This is a genomic window from Pseudomonas sp. H1_F01 (assembly GCF_054681425.1).
Genome location: NZ_CP162823.1, coordinates 3,770,520 through 3,787,815 on the forward strand (window position 1 = coordinate 3,770,520; position 17,296 = coordinate 3,787,815).

Below are 17,296 nucleotides of genomic sequence, written 5' to 3' on the forward strand. Positions count from 1 at the left end.
GAAAGCAGCCCTGGGGCAAACTGCTGGATCCAAAGTCAACCCTTTGGTCTTAGCGCGCTATACCTAGGTATACTTTTGCACCCGAGGAGACCGCGTATCTTGTAATGACGACAGGCGCTTGTGCGAGCGACCCGATATGCATGACACCCCGATACGCAATACAACGACGATTGCCGTTGTCGATGATGACGAATCCGTTCGGGCCGCCCTCAAAAGCCTGTTACGGTCCAGCGGTTATGACGTTCGAACCTATTGCAGCGCCATGGATTTCCTCGACGCAAACGCCCCGGCGGCTACCCGCTGCCTGATTTCCGATATCCAGATGCCGGGGATGAGCGGCCTGGAACTGCATGAACAGCTCGGTGCCATGGGTTTCCAGATCCCGACCATCTTCATTACCGCTTACCCAGACCTTGGGGCACACATACCGAGGCTGATCGCCTGCCTGCCCAAACCCTGTGATGCCGACAAACTGCTGTCCTGTATCGACACTGCCCTGCGCCAGTAGGAGCTGTGTAGGAGCTGTGTAGGAGCTGTCGAGTGCAACGAGGCTGCGATCTTTCCAAACACACCTGAATCTCAAGCTAAAGATCGAAAGATCAAAAGATCAAAAGATCAAAAGATCGCAGGCTTCGCCAGCGCCTACAGCCGTCGAACGGGAGCAGCACCTCGCCACGATGCTTCCATCACGCCACTGACCCCACACCTTCGTATAGATCTCCCGCCACTGACGTATGGTTTCGCTGACCCGATGTAGAAGTGCGCCTGGAAGAGCCCCCCGATACCATGAGTTCACAGCGAGCCAATCGCTGACTCATTGACCCCAGGCGTGCGCTCGTCGGGCCACGCAGCAACCTTACGGGGAACTGGCTATGTCGGCTATCTTCGGGTTACCTCGACGCATTTTGACGCTCATCGGCACGAGCTTCCTGACCGCTTGCACGGTAGGCCCAGACTTCGTGAAACCTGAGAGCGGGCTTGACGCTGTGCTCTTGTCACCCCGACAAGAGCACGCAAGCGTCATCCCGACGTCCGCTGCCGCGGTGCCGTCCCAATGGTGGACACTGTTCAATGACGCCGTGCTCACCGGGCTGCAAGCGCGTGCACTGGCGGGCAACCTTGATCTGCAGATGGCCGCCGAGCGCATCGAGCAAAGCCGCGCCCAGCTGGGCATCGCTGCTTCGCAATTACTGCCCAGCGTAGGCGCCAATGCCAGCTACACCCGTGAGGCCCTCAGTGAAAATGGCAAGTTCGCTGCGTTGGGGGCTCCGACCGGCCCTAACAATTTCTGGCAACTGGGCTTCGATGCCAGTTGGGAGATCGATCTGTGGGGCCGCGCACAACGGGCCCGCGAAGGCGCTGCCGCGACGCTGGAAGCCACGGTTTACGATCGCGAAGCCGCACAGGTGGCCCTGGCCGCCGAAGTGGCACGGACCTACCTGCAATTGCGCGGAACCCAGGCGCAACTGGACATCACCCGGCAAAACCTGACGGTCGCGGAGCGCACCCTCGGCCTGGCTGAAAGCCGCGAGCGTAACGGCGTCGGGACGCGCTTCGAAACCTCCTCTGCCCGGGCGCAGTTGGCCACGATCAAGGCCATGGTTCCTGAGCTGGACCAACGTCGCAACGCCCAGATGAACGCGCTGGCGTTGCTGATGGGCGAACAACCCCGTGCCCTCGATGGGCAACTGGCCAAGGCACTGCCCTTGCCTGCCCTGCCCTCCGGGGTTCCGGTTGGTGTCCCCTCTGAACTGGCCCATAGGCGCCCCGACATCCTGCGCGCCGAAGCCCAGCTACATGCCGCCACGGCTGCCATCGGCGTGGCCAAAGCTGATTTCTATCCGCGCATTGGCCTGAAAGGGCAAATCGGCGTGGAAGCCTTCGACAGTGGCGATCTCGCCAGTTGGGATTCCCGGTTCTTCTCCATCGGTCCCACGGTTTATCTGCCGATCTTCCAGGGCGGACGTTTGATGCAACGCCTGGCCCTGAACGAATCACGGCAAAAAACCGCGGCACTCGCTTATCGCCAAACCGTCTTGCGAGCCTGGCATGAAGTGGACAACGCCCTGGATGCCTGGGGGGCCCAACAGCGTCAACACGATGAACTGCTGATGTCCTATGAACAGAACAAGCAGGCGCTGCATGCCGCCGAGCGAGGTTATCAGCAAGGCGCCGCCGACTATTTGAGTGTACTGACGGCCCAGTCCAACCTGCTGGCCAGCCAAACCCGCCTCAATGCCAACGCGACTGACGCCAAGCTGACCGTGGTCAATCTCTACAAGTCCCTGGGTGGCGGCTGGAATCCGGAGGTTGCCCAATGAACAGCGTCGCACTGTCGCCAGCGCACGTGGTGGCCAGCGCAGGGCCTCAGGCCTCGTCCTCGAAACGCTCGATGGTCGGCCTGGTCGGCATTTTTCTCGCCGCCATGATGGCGGGGTTGAATACCCGGGTCGGTGCATTGGCCCTGGCAGATGTGCGAGGCGCAATGGGCTTGGGCTTCGACGATGGCTCCTGGCTCACCACTGCGTACAGCGCCGGCGAGCTGATTGCCATGCCCTTTTCGGCGTGGTTCGCCATCACACTCTCGGTCCGTCGCTTGGAGTTGTGGATGCTCGGCGGTTGTACGCTACTCGCCTTGATCCTGCCCTTCATCCACGACCTGGACCTTTTGCTGACCTTGCGCTTTGTGCAAGGCATTGCCAGCGGCACCACCATCCCGCTGCTGATGATGGCGGCGCTCAAATTCCTGCCGCCCCCCATACGGTTGTATGGCCTGGCGCTGTATGCCATGACCGCGACCTTTGCGCCTAACCTGTCCATCTGGTTGGCCGGGCACTGGACGGACGGGTTGCAGGACTGGCGCTGGGTGTACTGGCAGATCATTCCCCTCGCCCTCATCGCCGCAGGCCTGATCGCCTGGGGACTGGCGAAGGAACCCATCCAGGTCCCACGCTTCCGGCAGGCCAATTGGTTTGGCATGGCCTGCGGTGTGCCGGCGTTCGGTTTGATCACTGTCGCACTGGATCAAGGCGTGCGGCTGGACTGGTTTAATTCACCGCTGATCACGTCTTCGCTGCTGGTAGGCCTGGCCTTGCTGGCGATCTATCTGTTGACCGAGTGGTATCACCCGTCACCGTTTATCAAGTTGCAGATTCTCGGGCGCCGCAACCTGGGACTGGGCTGCACGCTGTTCTTCGCACTGCTGGTGGTGTTGATGTCCAGCGCGTTGTTACCGGCCAACTATCTCGGCGCGCTTCAGGACTATCGCCCCTTCCAGATGGCGTCGGTCGGCCTGATTGTCGCGCTGCCGCAACTGGTCCTGGGGCCCGTGGTTGCGCTACTGCTGTATCAGAAGTGGGTCGATGCCCGTGTCGTGTTCGCCCTGGGGTTGTGCTTGATCGCGCTGGCGTGCCTGGCCGGCTCACAACTGACCAGCGAATGGAACCGCGACCAGTTCGTCATGGCGCAAACCCTGCAGGCCCTCGGACAACCGATGGCGGTGGTCTCGATGTTGTTCCTGATCACCAGCGTGGTGCAGCCTGCTGAAGGGCCTTATGTGTCCGGCACGATCAACACGTTGCGCGCCTTCGGATCGCTGGCCGGTGCAGCGGCAGTTGCCCAGCTCATCACCGTGCGCGGTCGCTTCCATGGAGAAATGTTGCTGGACCAGGGAGCACTGGCAGGTAACAGCCTGGCGTTTGTGCCTGAGCCAGCGCAACTGATGAGTCTCATCGGCCAGCAATCGCTGGTGCTGTCGATTGCTGATGCCTATCGCGTGTTGGGCCTGCTGGCGCTGCTGTTGATTCCTCTGGTGTTGCGACTGACCTACATCCCCGCCCCTGTCATGCACGCAGCCTCAGCACCTTCCTCCTCACACGGGTGACTCATCATGGCATTACCGAAGAAAGCCCAGATCATCAGCGCCACACTGCTCGCGGTGGCCATCGGCGCTGTGTTCTATTTCAATCGTCCTGAATCCAGTGCATCGATACAGTCTACGGACGATGCCTACGTCCATGCCGACTTCACTACGGTAGCACCGCAGGTATCGGGCACGGTTGAGACGGTATTGGTCGAAGACAACCAACCGGTGAAAAAAGGCGACCTCTTGGCAACCATCGACGACCGCGATTTCGTCGCTGCCGTGAACGCGGCGCAAGCCCAGGTCGCCAGCGCCAGGGCCGGCATCGCCAGCCTGCAAGCGCACTTGATCCAACAGGAAACCACCATACGCCAGGCACAAGCAGTGGTAGCGGCAGACGCGGCGGCGCTCAAGCTGGCCAGCGTCAATCAGGCCCGTTATCGCAACCTGGCCACCGATGGGTCGGGCACCGTACAGGCCCAGCAGCAGGCCGAAGCGCAGTTGAGCGTTCAACTGGCCAGCCGGGACAAGAGCCAGGCGGGGTTGCAGGCTGCCCGGCAATACGTGGATATCCTCAAGGCCGATATGGAAAAGGCCAAGGCGGCCCTCGCCCATGCCGAGGCGGCGCAAGCCATCGCGCAACTGCAACTTTCCTATACCCGCATCACCGCACCGATCAGCGGCACCGTCGGGGAGAAATCGATACGTGTCGGTGCTTTCGTCAATGCCGGAAAACCCTTGCTGGCGATCGTGCCGCTGGACGCCGTCTACATCACCGCCAACTTTCGCGAGACACAACTGGCGCGCGTAGAGACCGGACAAACCGTGGATATCGAAGTGGATGCCTTGCCCGGCCAGGCGCTGGAAGGCACGGTGCAAAGCCTGGGGCCGGCCAGCGGCGTCAGCTACTCCGCCATTGCCCCGCACAATGCCACAGGCAATTTCACCAAGATCGTCCAGCGCTTGCCCGTACGCATCCGCATCGACCCCGACCAGCCCGGGGCGGCGAAACTGCGCGTGGGGATGTCCGTCACGCCGCATATCCGCATTGGTGAATAAATCCATCAGGGCTTTTGTGACGAGCTGGGTTCTGTAGGAGCTGACGAGTGCAACGAGGCTGCGATCTTTCCCCAGACATTTGAATCGCGAGCGAAAGATCAAAAGATCGCAGGCTTCGCCAGCTCCTACAGAACCCGGCAGGACAAATCCCCTTGCATGCGCAGGTGAAGCCCTAAGCAAATAACTAAAGGTTATTTGTTGTCTGTTTTTTAGATCATTTAGATTAAGCCTTAAGCCCAATGGCTTCGCGGTACTGCCTCAAGAACGTTGGCATTTACCCATTTTCAGTCACGGCAATCTCATTAACGGGCCACCGTCATGCAGCTTCTAACGCTTCCTCCCTCCCCCGGCCTGGCCACCTCGATTCGTGCCACGGCCCAGGTCTTCGAAGACCCCACCTCCCGCGCTTTGCTGGCGCATCTGCAACAAGTCGCGCCCAGTGACGCCAGCGTGCTGATCATCGGCCAGACCGGGACCGGCAAGGAACTGGTGGCGCGCCACGTACACAACCTCAGCGCCCGTCGCCACAAACCGTTTGTTGCGGTCAACTGCGGGGCGTTTTCCGAAACCCTGGTGGAGGCCGAGCTGTTCGGCCATGAAAAAGGCGCGTTCACCGGCGCACTGACGGCCAAGGCCGGCTGGTTCGAGGAAGCTGACGGCGGGACGTTGTTCCTGGATGAAATCGGTGATTTGCCGTTGCCGATCCAGGTCAAGTTGCTCCGGGTGCTACAGGAGCGCGAGGTGGTCCGGCTGGGTTCGCGCAAGAGCATCAAGATCAATGTGCGCGTGTTGGCGGCCACCAACGTACAGTTGGAAAAAGCCATCAATGCCGGGCACTTTCGCGAAGATCTCTATTACCGTCTGAACGTGGTCAGCCTGGTGCTCAAACCGCTGCGCGAACGCCCCGGTGACATCCTGCCGCTGATCCGCCACTTCATTGCCGAGTACAGCCGCAGGCTCGGTCACGGCGAGGTGACGCTGGATGCCCAGGCGCAGCGCAAATTGCTCGACTATTCCTGGCCGGGGAACATTCGCGAGCTGGAAAATGTCATCCACCACACCCTGTTGATTTGCCGCAACAACGTGATCGGCGTGCAGGACCTGCACCTGTCTAACTTGCGTATCGAACGCCAGGACAACTCGCAGGAGTCGGCCCCTCAAAGCGCAGAGACGCTTTTGCAGAAAGCCTTCGAGAAACTGCTCGAGCAAGAGCATGGCGACCTGTATGAAAAGGTCGAGGCCGAGTTGCTGCGCACCGTCTACCGATACGCCAATTGCAATCAGGTCCACACCGCCAGCCTGTTGGGCCTGAGCCGCAATGTCACCCGCACGTTGCTGATCAGGATTGGCGAACTGGTGGTCAATCGACGTCGCCCGGCACTGGACACCCAGGATGGCCGGGTGGTCAACCTGTCGACCTGAGTCCAAGGCTCCTGCAGGACCCTGGGAACGATCATGCTTCCTGGCCTCTCCTCCGCGTTCGCAGGTAGAAATCCTGCAGATCACCGCGAGCCGCCAGTTGTTCGGCGCTGCCTTCACTGACCACGCGACCGCTTTCCAGCACGTAACCGTAGTGGGCGTAGCCCAGGGCGATGTTTATATTCTGTTCGGCAATCAGGAAACTGACGCCGTCGTGCTGATTGAGTTGGCGCACGATCTCGAAGATTTCCTCGACGATTTGCGGCGCCAGGCCCATCGACGGTTCGTCAAGCAAGACCAGTTGCGGCTTGGCCATCAGCGCACGGCCTATCGCGATCATCTGTTGCTCACCGCCCGAGGTGTAGCCGGCCAGGCTTTTGCGCCGCAGTTTCAGCCGCGGAAAATGGCCATAGACCAACTCCAGGTCAGCCAGCAACTGGCGCCGCGGCACCTGGCGCGCCAGGGCGCCGGCCAGAAGATTTTCCTCCACGGTCAACTGGGCGAAACAATGCCGACCTTCGAGTACTTGCACCAAACCGTTCGCAGCCAAGGTGTGAGGCGCGCAGTGGGTCACCTCCCGTCCCTGGTAGACGATCCGCCCCCGCACCACTTCGCCCCGTTCTGCGCGCACCAGGTTGGAGGCCGCTTTCAACGTGGTGCTTTTACCCGCGCCGTTGGCGCCCAGCAGCACCACGACCTGCCCTTTTGCGACCTCCAGCGACACGCTGCGCACGGCCAGGATGGTCTGTTCGTAGAGGACTTCAATATCGTCGACCTGCAGGATCGGCACGTTCGTCGTCATGCTAGTTTCGCCTTTTCAGGCAGCGGCCGGACGCATGCGCCCGGCCGCCGCGATGCCTCAGGATTCCTTGCTGCAATCACGCGGCGTAATGCCTTTTTCCCGGGCGTACTGATGCGAAGATGCTTCGATGATCGGCCGTAGCAGGGCGCGGTCGGCCTGTACCCAGTCACTGATCAGCTTCCACTGCGTACCGTCCCATTGCTGGAAGCGCACCGCACCACCGCCTTCATGGTCCGAGCACGACAACTGCAACGGCTGCACCAGGCCCAACGCCCCCAGTTCCTTGAGCCGGGCGTCGTCGAGCTTGAGGTTCTCAAAGCCCCAACGCACCTGCTCACCCGTCAGGGGTTGCTTGCCGAATTTCTGCTGGGCAATGCGCAGCGCTTCTACGTTGAGAATGCCGTTGACCACACCGAGGTTGTAATACACCGTACCGAAACGCTTGGGGTCGGCCAGGTCGCCATGACCGGCGTCGACCACTTGTTTCTTGATGCCCTGCAACACCGGGAAATCGGTGCCCGAAGGGTGCGTGGTGATAGCGATGAAGCCCTTGGCCGCGGCACCGGCCGGCGCGGCGTCATCCTCGGAATTGCTCCAGATGTTGCCGATGATGTGGTCGGCCGGGAAACCGACTTTCTGCGCGGTTTTCAATGCCACCGGGTTCATCACGCCCCATCCGCGCAGGATCACCCAGTCGGGTTTTTCCCGACGGATATTCAGCCATTGCGATTGTTGTTCGTTGCCCGGGTGCGGCACCTCCAGCAAGGTCAGCGCAAAACCGTACTTGTCGGCCAGGGTCTGCAGCACCTCGTTGGTTTCCTTGCCATAGGGCGAGCCGTGATACAGGGTGACGATCTTCAGGCCCTTGAGTTTGTCCAGCCCCCCGGCCCTTTGGCCGATGTAGTTGATGATCGCCGACACTTCAGAATACGGGTTCAACTGCAACGGGAAGACGTAGGGAAACACGCTGCCATCGGTGGAGTCCGTGCGACCGTGGTTGATGGTGATCAGCGGCAGTTTGTCGGCCGTCGAACGCTCCAGCGTGGCGTAGGCGATGCCCACCGACAGCGGGTTGGTGGCCGCCGCCGGTGCGCCGTTCAAGCCTTTCTTCAGGCGCTCGTAGCACTCGACGCCTTTTTCGACCACGTATTCGGTCTCGCACTCGCTCCAGGTCAACTTGACGCCGTTCACGCCGCCGTTGGCGTTGACGTACTTGAGGTAGTCGATGAAGCCGCCGAAAAAACCGGTGCCGCCGGCCGCATAAGGGCCGACGCGATAGCTTTGCAGCGGGAAATATTGTTCGTTGTCCGCCTGGACGGTGAAGGCCGCGGCGGTGAGGCTCAGGGACAGTGCCAGGCTGCTGGCGAGTGATCGTTTGAACATCGGATTTTCCTTGTTATGAAGCCATAGGTAAGCCAACAAAATGCAACTGCAAACCCGCGCCGTGCGCATCGCTCAGTAGCGCAATGGCCACAGCCGTGCGCGCTGGCGAAATCTCTGCCAGAGGCGCGCAAGGCCCTCTGGCTCCTTGATCAGGAACAGAATGATCAGGGCGCCGAATATCATCTTCTGCAGGTTCTCCACCTGGCCGGCGTCAACCAGCCCGCCGGGCAGCAGCGACACCAGGTTCGAGAGCAACACCGGAAACAGCACGATGAAGGCCGCGCCGAGGAAGTTGCCCAGCAGGCTGCCGAGGCCGCCGATAATGATGATGAACAGGATCTGGAACGACCGATTGAGGTCGAAACCGTGGGGCTCCACCGTGCCCAGGTAAGCGAAAGCCCAGAGCGCGCCGGCCACCCCGAGGAAAAAACCGCTGATGGCGAACGCCAGCAACTTGGTTTTTGCCAACGCAATGCCGATGACCGCGGCGGCGGTGTCCATGTCGCGCACCGCCATCCAGTTGCGCCCCAACTCGCTGCGCACCAGGTTCTTGCCCAGCCAGAACAGCGCTACCACCACGCTCAGGGTCAGCAGATAGCGGCCGGCCGGCGCGTCGAGGTTCACCCCCAATACATCCAGGCGCGGCGCGCTGATCACGCCAGAGGCGCTGTTATTGGAAAACCAACTGAACCGGGTCAGCGCCCAGGTCACGAAGAACTGCGCCGCCAGGGTCGAGACCAGCAGATAGAAGCCCTTGATGCGCAAACTCGGCAGGCCGAACAGCACCGCCACCAACGCCGCCGCCAATCCGCCCAAGGCGATACTGACCAGCAACGGCAAACCGGCGACCCGTACTTCGAGGTTGTAAGTGGCAAAGGCGCCCACCGCCATGAACGCCGCTGAACCAAGGGACAGTTGCCCGGCATAGCCGGTGAGCAAATTGAGCCCCAACCCGGCCAGGGACAGCACCAGGAACGGAATCAGGATCGCGCTGAACCAATAGTCATTGCCCAACCAGGGCACCACGACAAAGGCAAACAGCAGCAACGCGACGAGTCCGTGACGGTCCTGGCGCAGCGCGAAGACCCGGCGGTCCTGGGCATAGCGGGTGTTGAACTGGCCTGCTTCTCGATAAAACATCATGCGTTCCCCTAAACCCGTTCAATGGCCCGTTCGCCAAACAACCCCGCCGGACGCACCAGCAGAAACAGCAGCGCCAGCACGTAGGGAAACCAGTTCTCGATGCCGCTGCCGATGAAGGGCCCGAGGTAAACCTCCGCCAGCTTCTCCGAGGCGCCGATGATCAAGCCGCCGACAATCGCGCCGCTGATGGAGGTGAAGCCGCCGATGATCAGCACCGGCAAGGCCTTGAGTACCACCAGCGAGAGCGAGAACTGCACACCGAGGCGAGCGCCCCAGAGCAGCCCGGCGACCAACCCGACAAACCCCGCCACCGCCCACACCACCACCCACACTCGCTGCAAGCGGATGCCCACGGCCAGTGCCGCCAGCGGGTCATCGGCCACCGCCCGCAACGACAATCCGAGCCGGGTCTTGTTGAACAGCCAGGACAGCAGCAGCACTAGGAGCGCTGCCGTCAACGCGGCAAAAATGTCGAACTGCGACAACAACATCCCGCCCAGCTCCAGCGGTTCGTCACTGATGCCCAGCTCCAGGCCATGCACCTGGGCGCCCCACAGCGCCTGGGCGAAGCCTTCGATGACGTAGGACAGGCCAAGGGTGGCCATGAACAACGTGATCGGCGAACGGTTGACCAAAGGGCGCAGTACCACACGCTCCACGGCCACGGCGATCAGCAGCATCGCCGCCAGGCTGATGAGGAACGCCAGCCAGAACGGCACACCGCGTTCCAGCAGGCTGACGAAGGTCAGCGCCGAGAACAGCACCATCGCGCCCTGGGCGAAATTGAATACCCCGGAGGCCTTGTAGATCAGCACAAAACCGATGGCCACCAAGGCGTACATCACCCCCGCCAACAACCCGCCAATCAATACTTCAAAGAAAAATTCCATCGCTGTTCCTGTTCTGCGGGCGCAACTAGCCTGCCCTCCCAGGCGGGAAGGCGTCGAATATCCAGTGTCAGTGGCGAGTGCCCAGGTAGGCCGAAATGACCTCGGGGTTCTGCCGTACGTCTTCAGGCGAGCCATCGCCGATCTTGCGACCGTAATCGAGCACCACCACGTGATCACTGATGTCCATGACCACGCCGATATCGTGCTCGATCAACACCACGGTGGTGCCCAGCTCACGATTGATGTCGACGATGAAGCGACTCATCTGCTGCTTCTCGTCGGCGTTCATCCCGGCCATGGGTTCGTCCAGCAGCAATAGCCGAGGCTCCGCCGCCAGCGCCCGGGCCAGCTCCACCCGCTTCTGCAAGCCATAGGGCAACGTGCCCACCAGGGTGTCGCGCCAGGGCTGCAAATGCAGGAACGCGATAACGCGCTCGGCCGATTCGCGCTGGCGGTCATCCTCGGCCCGGGCGCGACCGATGCGCAGCGCCTGCTCGATCCAAGTGCTGCGCCGCTTGAGGTTGCGTCCGGTGAGCACGTTGTCGAGCACGCTCATGCCCTTGAACAGCGCGATGTTCTGGAACGTGCGGGCGATGCCGCGTACCGCCACGTCGTGGGGGCGCATCCGGCGCCGCTCCTGTCGATCAAAACGGATACGCCCCTCCTGGGCCTGATACACGCCGCTGATGACATTCAGCAGCGAACTCTTGCCGGCGCCGTTGGGGCCGATCAAGGCGCAGATCTCTCCGGTGGCGACGCGAAAGCTGATGTCCGTGACCGCTTTGACGCCTTTGAATGACAGTGAAATATGGTCCAGCTCCAGCAAATGCGTGGCGGCCGTCTGGGTCATGAGGCGTCTCCTCTCAGGCCAGTTGCGACTGGAGCCCGCTCCAGTCATCGGTGGTTTGCTGCACAAGATGCGTCGACGCTTCCCAGTGGGCCGCATCGCTCCACTGGCGAACCCGGATACCCAATGCCTGGAAAAACGCCTGGGTTTCGGGCGGTAACGCATCGCCCACCAGCAGCGGTGCGCGGGTCCGGGAAAACCCCAGCACATCGCGCAGAGGCCGGCGCACCAGCCAATCCCCCAGATGCCGTTGCAGGACGTCGGGATGGGCCGCCAACGCCCAGTCCACCAGCCCACGCGACCAACTGCCCGGCGCCGGCAAACGCTCCAGCGCATAACGGTACAAACGCTCATAAGTTTCCCGCGTCCCGGCCACCAGCGTCGGGCCCAGCTCGCGGCGGTCGCGATCACGGGTCGCCAGATTCTCCGGAAAATTCAGGCGAAAACCGGCTATCAACCAGGGCGCCAGCAGATAGCGGGCTTGTCCGCCCGAGGCGAACGCCCGCGCGGCCAATGCCTCTTCCTGCCGTCCCAGACCTTCGCGCGTCACCAACCGCTGGCCCTCCTGCAGCAGCTCGGCGTGGCTGACGCGTTGCTCTTCAATCGCCTGCCCAGCCCCGCGATAAAACACAAAGGCCGTTTGCAGCACTCGCCCTTGCGGTGCCCGTTCATTGATTGGCTGCTCGGCAACCAGCGCGGCGTAATCCAGCGCTTGAACAAATGGCGTCGAATCCGCCAGGCCACGCTTGTCGAGATAAACCAGCACACGCGCAGCCACCTGCGCCGCACGCAGACGCAGCATCTCTTCCAACCCTTCCACCAGGACGAAATCCGGCTGCAGCGTGCCGAGCAGTTGCACCTGTTCGGCCGCCACCTCCAGTGGATCGAACAGACTCGCCACGCCCCCCAGCCACTGCGCGGCCAAGGCTGCAAGCAGCACCTGTGGTCTGGGTCGGCTGATGATCGTCAGGGTCGCGCCCGCTGAAAAACCGCGGGCTTGCAGGGCACTCGCCAAACGGCGCACCTCATCGGCCACTTGCGCCCAGCTCCGCTCTTGCCAGACACCCAGGTGCTTATGGCGCAACGCGACATCCGCGCCATGCCAATGCGCCTGTTGCCGCAACCACTGGGGCAAGCTGGCCGGTGCCGCGTCGAGAGTGTCGGTGAACGTGCCCATACTGCCTCCCGCGCCTAAGCGACTGCCGCCGTTTTGGCTGCCACTTTGCGTTGCTCCAGCTCACGCACCAGCGGCAGCACCTTGCGGCCGAAATACTCGACTTCTTCCTGGAAGTGCAGAAAGCCGGCGAGCACCAGATCCACACCCACGGCCTTGAGCGCGACGATGCGTTCGGCGATCTGCTGCGGTGTGCCGATCAGGTTGGTCTTGAAGCCATCGTTGTACTGCACCAGGTCCTCGAAGCTGGACTTGGCCCAGTTGCCCTCGCCTTCCGGGCTTGATTTGCCGGCCTGTTTCGCCGCATCGCCGAAGGCATTGACGGCCTCGGGGTCGGCCTGGTCGATGATCTGGGCAAGGACCGCCCGCGCCTCTTCTTCGGTGTCGCGAGCAATGACGAAGGCGTTTACACCGACCTTGACCTTGTGATTGTTGGCCGCGGCTTTTGCCTGGAGGTCATCGATCTGCGCCTTGACGCCTTCCACGGTATTGCCATTGGTGAAGTACCAGTCCGATACCCGGGCGGCCATGTCCCGTGCCGCCCGCGAGCTGCCGCCCTGGAAAATCTCCGGGTGCTGCTGCAGTGGTTTTGGCTTGAGGGTGTAGTCGTGGAAGCGGTAGAAGTCACCGCGCAAGGTGAAGTTGTCGGTGGTCCAGATGCCCTTCAGCGCGGTGATAAATTCTTCGGAACGGCGATAGCGCTCATCGTGCTCCAACCATGGCTCGCCAATGGCGGTGAACTCGCCCTTGAACCAGCCCGACACGATGTTGACCGCCACCCGGCCGCCTGTCAGGTGATCGATGGTTGCGATCTGCTTGGCCAACACCGACGGCGTCCACGGCCCCGGCAGAACCGCTGCAATGACTTTCAGGCGCGTGGTGGCGGCCAGCAAGGCATGACTGAACGCCACGGACTCATGCTGGTATTCGGCGCCGTAACCGGCGGTAAAGCGCACTTGGGACAGGGCGTAGTCGAAGCCGGCCGCTTCAGCGATCTGGGCCAGCTTGCGGTTGTAGTCGATGCCCCAGTCGGTGCGTTGCTCGATTTTGCTGACCACCAGCCCGCCACTGACGTTGGGCACCCAGTAGGCAAATTTGATCGTGTCCTGGCTCATTGCATGTACTCCACGGCTCGTTTTGAAAGGAAGAAATTGATCAAGCGGCACTGGCGTCGCGTCGAACGCTCGGTACCAGGCTCAGCAACGCCGACTCGACGGCGCGTTCGATACGCTCCAATACCTGTGCGCTGGAGATCCGGTATTGGGTGAAATCGGTTTCGCTGGCATAGACCCCCACCGGCAGGCTCAGGGCCTGGAAGAAGCCGAACAGGGGTCGCAGTTGGTGATCGATGATCAAGGCATGGCGATCCGAGCCCCCCGTCGCGGCCAGCAGTACCGGTACATTCTTGAGGGCTTCGTGATGAACGAAATCGAACAGATGCTTGAACAGACCGGTGTACGAGGCCCGATACACCGGGCTGGCGGCGATCAACAGATCAGCCGACTCAATGGCCAGCAGGTCATCCTGCACGGCAGCCGGCAACGCCTCGCGACGCAAGACCCCGGCGAACTGTGGACCGACCTTGGCCAGTTCGATCAAACGCAGCTCGATCGGCAGTTGCTGCCCGAGCCTGTCCACCAATGCCTGGAGCAGGACCAGCGTGCGTGACGGGTGCTGCACGCTGCCTGACACCGCCACCACTTTGAATTGCTTGCTCATCGCTTACCCCATGCCTGGAGACGCCACCTCAGCGTCTGCACAAGGTGTAGAGCAGCAACCGTGCCAGTTGAATATTCATTTATTAATCAACTGCTTAGGATCTTAGCCGGATCATGTCACTGTCGCTTGACGGACAAGCTGTTGATCCACTGTTGCCTGACGAACATTCGCTGCGTCGATGTTTGTGGCAGCAACTGTTGCCGGGCACACACTTGCGCAACAGATTGTTCGCAGCGAGGGCAGCCCTTTCCCTGATGAACGCTGTACAAGCCCCGTATTTACAGGCGTTGGGCCTCGGGCATGGACTGTGCAATAGCCACTGGCACCGGCAGGTTTCTCCCCCTGCCCACCTATTCGTCATAAGAAGGAACATCACCATGACCGCACAGCAACAACACCTGCCGCCGATCCTTTCCACCGGCACCGACTATGAGCCCTTGGCCGAACGTTTTCGGCCGATCTTTACACGCATCCAGGCCGGCGCCCTGGAGCGTGAGCAGACGCGCAGCTTGCCCTTTGAACAGGTGAAATGGCTGAAGGAAGCAGGCTTTGGTGCCATTCGCGTACCGGTCGAATATGGCGGCGCCGGGGCGTCGTTGCCGCAACTGTTGCAACTGCTGATCGAACTGGCTGAAGCCGATTCCAACCTGCCCCAGGCGCTTCGCGGGCACTTTGCATTTGTCGAGGACCGCCTCAACGCCCACGCCAGCAGCCCACAAGACATCTGGTTCAAGCGCTTCGTCGAGGGTGAACTGGTGGGCAATGCCTGGACGGAAGTCGGCGCCGTGAAAATCGGCGACGTCGGCACCCGGGTTTCCCGCCTGGGTGATCAATGGGTCGTCAACGGCACCAAGTACTACAGCACCGGCAGTATCTTCGCCGACTGGATCGACGTGTATGCCCAACGCGACGACAACGGCGCCGACGTGATTGCCGCCGTGCGCGTGCACCAGTCGGGCGTCAAGCAAAGCGATGACTGGGACGGTTTTGGCCAACGCACTACCGGCAGCGGCACGTCGCTGTTCGAGAATGCGTTGGTCGAGGCGCAGAACCTCATCGACTTCTCCACCCGCTTCAAATACCAGACCGCGTTTTATCAACTGGTCTTGCTGGCCGTGCTGATCGGTGCCGGCCGCGCTGCGGTTCATGACATTACCGAGCAAGTGCGCAAACGCACGCGGGTCTTCAGCACCGGCAATGCCAGCGAAGTGAGCCAGGACGTGCAGGTGCAGCAAGTGGTCGGCAGGGCCTCGGCCCAGGTCTATGCCGCCGAAGCCACTGCCCTGCGAGCCGCAAGCGCCTCCCAACGCGCCTACGAAAGCCGCTTCAGTCAGAACACCGAGACCGAACACACCGCCAACATCGCCGCTGAACTGGAATCGGCCCAGGCCCAGGTGGTCATCTCCGACCTGGTGCTACGCACCACCAGCGACCTGTTCAATGCCCTTGGTGCCTCGGCCACCAGCACCAGCAAGGCCCTCGACCGTCACTGGCGCAATGCCCGAACCGCCGCTTCGCACAATCCGTTGATCTACAAGGAGCGCATTATTGGTGATTGGGAAATCAATGGTACGGAACCGCCGTATGTCTGGCAGATTGGCGGGGGGTCCAAGCAGCTTTGAGTAGGTGGGTTGGTGTGTATATCCGTTACCGCAGGAACGGATATACACCCCCTCCCCCCAAAAAAACCCAACAAGCGACTTACCCCAATACAAACAGACAAGACCAAGCACAAAAAGGATCAACTAGCTGACGACCCAAACACACCGCATAATCGATCTACCCCCATCCACCCGAAGGGTCGCTGAAGATGACAGTTATCCATAAGGCCGCTCAGATAGGATACTCAGCAGAAGCCCGCACCTATACCCAAGGGCGCCCAGACTACCCAAGCGAAATACAGGCCTGGCTCAGCAGTGCACTGGAAATCAGCCCAGGATCGACAGTCATTGAATTAGGAGCCGGTACCGGTAAGTTCACTCGCCTGCTGGACTCGATGACGATCAATACCATCGCCATCGAACCGGTCGAGGCGATGCGAATCGAGTTTGCCAAGCATCTGCCGAACACCAGGATTCTGGAGGGAACGGCCGAATCCATTCCCCGCGAGGCAGGGGCGGCGCAGGCGCTCGTATGCGCTCAAGCCTTCCACTGGTTCGCGAATGAAACCGCGCTCCAAGAGATTCACCGAGTACTCAAACCGGGCGGCCGGCTCGGTCTGATCTGGAACGTGCGTGATGAGTCAGTGGACTGGGTGGCCGACATCACCAAAATCATCACCCCCTTCGAAGGCGATACCCCACGCTTTCATACCGGAAACTGGCGACGCCCCTTCAACGGACGTTACTTCTCGGAGCCCGAACTGACCTGTTTTAGTTACAGCCACGCAGGCAGCCCCGAGACGGTCATCCTGGATCGCTTTCTGTCCGTGAGCTTCATCGCAGCGCTGCCTGACGCAGAGAAAAAACAGGTAGCGGATCAACTACGGGCCTTGATTCAGACCCATCCGGCGCTGCGCGGGCGCAAGCACATTGAGTTCCCTTATCAGACCCACGCTTATTCATGTCGCCGCCTGGATTGAATCACGACGCCATCAACCCGGCAGGAACTCGTACCTGACGCCCCCAAAACACTGGCATCGTGCCTTTTTCCTTGCACTCATGGAGTGACTGTGACGAATCTTTGTGCCGCCCCTGAGTTTGCTCCCGCCGCCACTTTACCGCCCTACCGCCTCTTTCCCCGGCTCGGGATGTTTGTACTTGCGACCCTGGTAGTCTTCCTGGCAGCAGTGCCCGAAGTCCTGTTCATACCCGCAGACATGCAGGCCTACCTGACGTTCACGACCACCTCGGGTATCACCGCGCTCGTTCTCCTCGCTCTCTTCGCCCTGCAGTACCGCGCCGATGCGCGCACTCAATGGCGTGGTCATTACATAGGCACCCCCCTGCGGTGGGGTGCGCTTGGCATCGTTGGCGCCTACCTGTTTTTCGGGGTTGCC

The 17,296-nt window shown here is 61.3% G+C and carries 16 protein-coding genes; 7 read left to right on the forward strand and 9 right to left on the reverse strand.

The annotated features are described in order from the left end of the window. The first annotated feature begins 136 nt into the window (after window positions 1-136). The 5 genes from AB4O09_RS17155 to AB4O09_RS17175 all read left to right on the forward strand — a co-directional run bounded on the left by AB4O09_RS17155 (window position 137) and on the right by AB4O09_RS17175 (window position 6,343). Window positions 137-508, forward strand: coding sequence for a response regulator transcription factor (locus tag AB4O09_RS17155; RefSeq protein ID WP_003201377.1), 372 nt, complete (start codon window positions 137-139; stop codon window positions 506-508). 364 nt (window positions 509-872) lie between these two features. Further along, entirely contained in the window at window positions 873-2,321 is a 1,449-nt protein-coding gene (locus AB4O09_RS17160) for an efflux transporter outer membrane subunit (RefSeq protein ID WP_460107248.1), read from the forward strand. Further along, window positions 2,318-3,883: an MFS transporter gene (locus tag AB4O09_RS17165; RefSeq protein ID WP_027911747.1), complete on the forward strand. Its 1,566-nt coding sequence runs from the start codon at window positions 2,318-2,320 to the stop codon at window positions 3,881-3,883. The genes AB4O09_RS17160 and AB4O09_RS17165 overlap by 4 nt, the downstream gene beginning before the upstream one ends. Before the next feature lie 6 nt (window positions 3,884-3,889). Continuing rightward, window positions 3,890-4,921: an HlyD family secretion protein gene (locus tag AB4O09_RS17170; RefSeq protein WP_027911748.1), complete on the forward strand. Its 1,032-nt coding sequence runs from the start codon at window positions 3,890-3,892 to the stop codon at window positions 4,919-4,921. A gap of 318 nt (window positions 4,922-5,239) precedes the next feature. Then, window positions 5,240-6,343, forward strand: a complete 1,104-nt coding sequence (locus AB4O09_RS17175; RefSeq protein ID WP_038856884.1) for a sigma-54 interaction domain-containing protein — start codon at window positions 5,240-5,242, stop codon at window positions 6,341-6,343. Window positions 6,344-6,374: 31 nt separating this feature from the next. Here the strand turns inward: AB4O09_RS17175 and AB4O09_RS17180 are convergent, their stop codons facing one another. From AB4O09_RS17180 to msuE, 8 genes are all read right to left on the reverse strand, one after another. Beyond that, entirely contained in the window at window positions 6,375-7,142 is a 768-nt protein-coding gene (locus AB4O09_RS17180; protein WP_460107250.1) for an ABC transporter ATP-binding protein, read from the reverse strand. Between the two features lie 57 nt (window positions 7,143-7,199). After that, entirely contained in the window at window positions 7,200-8,525 is a 1,326-nt protein-coding gene (locus AB4O09_RS17185; RefSeq protein ID WP_003201366.1) for an ABC transporter substrate-binding protein, read from the reverse strand. 72 nt (window positions 8,526-8,597) lie between these two features. Then, on the reverse strand, window positions 8,598-9,665 hold the full coding sequence (locus AB4O09_RS17190; protein WP_027911750.1) for a branched-chain amino acid ABC transporter permease: 1,068 nt from the start codon (window positions 9,663-9,665) through the stop codon (window positions 8,598-8,600). 11 nt (window positions 9,666-9,676) lie between these two features. Beyond that, window positions 9,677-10,558, reverse strand: a complete 882-nt coding sequence (locus AB4O09_RS17195; protein ID WP_003201363.1) for a branched-chain amino acid ABC transporter permease — start codon at window positions 10,556-10,558, stop codon at window positions 9,677-9,679. 67 nt (window positions 10,559-10,625) lie between these two features. Next, entirely contained in the window at window positions 10,626-11,408 is a 783-nt protein-coding gene (locus AB4O09_RS17200; protein ID WP_003201361.1) for an ABC transporter ATP-binding protein, read from the reverse strand. Window positions 11,409-11,421: 13 nt separating this feature from the next. Then, window positions 11,422-12,582: an AMP-binding protein gene (locus AB4O09_RS17205; RefSeq protein ID WP_060613829.1), complete on the reverse strand. Its 1,161-nt coding sequence runs from the start codon at window positions 12,580-12,582 to the stop codon at window positions 11,422-11,424. Between the two features lie 14 nt (window positions 12,583-12,596). After that, window positions 12,597-13,694, reverse strand: a complete 1,098-nt coding sequence (sfnG, locus tag AB4O09_RS17210; RefSeq protein ID WP_027911753.1) for a dimethylsulfone monooxygenase SfnG — start codon at window positions 13,692-13,694, stop codon at window positions 12,597-12,599. A 40-nt stretch (window positions 13,695-13,734) separates the two neighbouring features. Continuing rightward, entirely contained in the window at window positions 13,735-14,298 is a 564-nt protein-coding gene (msuE, locus tag AB4O09_RS17215; protein ID WP_013693227.1) for an FMN reductase, read from the reverse strand. A 377-nt stretch (window positions 14,299-14,675) separates the two neighbouring features. Here msuE and AB4O09_RS17220 point away from each other — a divergent pair, with 377 nt between their 5' ends. Beyond that, window positions 14,676-15,920 carry an acyl-CoA dehydrogenase family protein gene (locus AB4O09_RS17220; RefSeq protein WP_060613828.1) on the forward strand — a complete coding sequence of 415 codons (1,245 nt, stop codon included), beginning with the start codon at window positions 14,676-14,678 and terminating at the stop codon, window positions 15,918-15,920. A gap of 188 nt (window positions 15,921-16,108) precedes the next feature. Beyond that, entirely contained in the window at window positions 16,109-16,879 is a 771-nt protein-coding gene (locus tag AB4O09_RS17225) for a class I SAM-dependent methyltransferase (protein ID WP_013693225.1), read from the forward strand. A gap of 135 nt (window positions 16,880-17,014) precedes the next feature. On the opposite strand, the gene AB4O09_RS17230 is transcribed toward AB4O09_RS17225, so the two are convergent. After that, window positions 17,015-17,227 (reverse strand): hypothetical protein, encoded by a 213-nt coding sequence (locus AB4O09_RS17230; protein WP_223524342.1) that lies wholly within the window; start codon window positions 17,225-17,227, stop codon window positions 17,015-17,017. Between the last annotated feature and the right edge of the window lie 69 nt (window positions 17,228-17,296).